This window comes from Streptomyces erythrochromogenes (assembly GCF_040684695.1).
GTDB classification, from domain to species: Bacteria; Actinomycetota; Actinomycetes; order Streptomycetales; family Streptomycetaceae; genus Streptomyces; species Streptomyces erythrochromogenes_C.
This window is the reverse complement of record NZ_JBFBGM010000065.1, coordinates 1-2,027: the sequence shown is the minus strand read 5'-3', so window position 1 is coordinate 2,027 and position 2,027 is coordinate 1. Positions and strand designations below refer to the sequence as shown.

General features: G+C 68.4%; 1 protein-coding gene. It reads left to right on the top strand.

Going from position 1 to position 2,027, the window contains the following annotated elements; translation table 11 throughout:
- Positions 1–105 precede the first annotated feature (105 nt).
- Positions 106–2,027: putative T7SS-secreted protein (locus AB0O53_RS38330; RefSeq protein ID WP_365201857.1), on the top strand; the 1,922-nt coding region annotated here is incomplete at its 3' end.

Genomic DNA, 2,027 nt, shown 5'->3' with positions numbered 1-2,027 from the left:
ACATCGGGCAGACCTGGTCGGACACCAAGGACACGGTGACCTCGACGGGAAGGATCGGATCGCTGAAGGACCTGCTGGACCAGGCCGGCGGGGGTAAGGGCTGATATGGGCTGGCGGGATTTCGTACCGGACTCGGTCGAGGACGTTGTCGAGGACGGCGCGGAGAAGGTCGGTGACTTCGTCGAGTGGAGCGGTGACAAGGTCGCCGACGTCGCCGAGGACGTCGGTTGGGACAGTGGTGCGGACTGGGTCCGGGAGAAGAGCCGTTCGGCGGCCAACCAGCTCGGTGCGGACGTCGCCGAGCTCGAGCTCGGGCAGACCGAGGACCCCAAGAAGCTGGTCTACGGCAGCCCTTCGAAGATCCGCGAGCAGGTCGGGCACCTGAACGACTTCCAGAAGGCTTTCACCTCCGTCGGCAACGGTTTGAAGAACCTGGCCGAGCCGGACGGGCTCAAGGGCGAGGCCGCGACCGCGTTCCGGGAGTCGGTGGCGAAGGAGCCGCCGCGCTGGTTCAAGGCCGCGAAGGCCTTCGGTGACGCCGCCGCGGCGATGAATCGTTTCGCCGAGACCGTCGAGTGGGCGCAGGGCAGGGCGAAGGAAGCCCTCGACGACTACAACAAGGCCAAGAAGGCCTCCCAGGACGCCTACAACGCGCACAAGAAGCTCGTCGACGCCTACCGCGACGCATACGAGGCGAAGAAGGAGACCCTGCCGCCCCGACCGGCGGACTCCTACGACGACCCGGGCAAGGCCATGGCCGCCGCCGCCCAGGACAAACTCGACGACGCCCGCTCACAGCGCAACGACGTCGCCGAAACCGTCCGCACCGCCGTCAGGGCCGCCCGAGACGCCGCCCCGCCCAAGCCCTCGTACGCCGAACAGCTCGCCGACGGCCTCGACTACATCGACCTCGCCAAGACCCACCTCACCGGCGGCGTCATCAAGGGCACCGCAGGCATGGTCAGCTTCGCACGGAGCGTGAACCCCTACGACCCGTACAACCTCGCCCACCCCGCCGAGTATCGGACCAACCTGAACTCCACCGTCGCAGGCCTGGTCACGATGGTCAACGACCCCTGGGGCGCGGGCAAGCAAATGCTCGACGACTTCATGAAGGACCCCACCGAAGGCATCGGCAAACTCCTCCCCGAACTCATCGGCTCCAAAGGCGCAGGCTCCGCGAAGAAGGCCGCCACCGCCGCCAAACACCTCGACGACGCCAAGCACCTCGACGACGCCAAAGGACCGGCGCGGAAGCAGAACGACGCGGACGGACCGAACCAGGGCAAGACGCCTGACTGCGAGAAGCGGTGCGACGGCACGGATCCCGTCGATCTGGCGACGGGCCGGATGTTCCTGCCGCAGACCGACGTCGTGCTTCCCGGCGTGCTTCCGTTGGCGTTCACCCGCCGCGCCGAATCCGGATACACCGCGGGCCGCTGGTTCGGCCCCACCTGGGCGTCGACGGTCGACCAGCACCTCGAGGTGGACGCCGAGGGCGTCGTGCTCGTCACCGAGGACGGACTCGTCGTCCCCTACCCGCATCCGGCCCCCGGCATCCCAGTACTCCCGGCCTCCCCGTCCGCGCCTCCCCATCCGCTGGAGCGCACCCCCGACGGCGACTGGACCCTCACCGACCACGCCACAGGTCACATACGCCGCTTCACCGCACCTGCCGGCGACCCGGACGGCAACGGCATCGCGCCCATCACCCAGCTCGAAGACCGCAACGGCAACCTGATCACCTTCGACTACGACGCGCAGGGCACCCCGCTCGGCATGTCCCATTCCGGCGGCTACCGCCTCCGCTACGACACCACCGACGGCCGCATCACCGCCCTCCACCTCGACGGCGGCCCCCGCATCCTCGCCTACGGCTACACCGACGGACACCTCACCGACGTCACCAACTCCTCCGGCAAGCCCCTCCGCTTCACCTACGACGAGCACGCACGCATCACCTCCTGGACCGACACCAACGGCAGCAGCTACACCTACGCGTACGACCACCTCGACCGATGCACCGC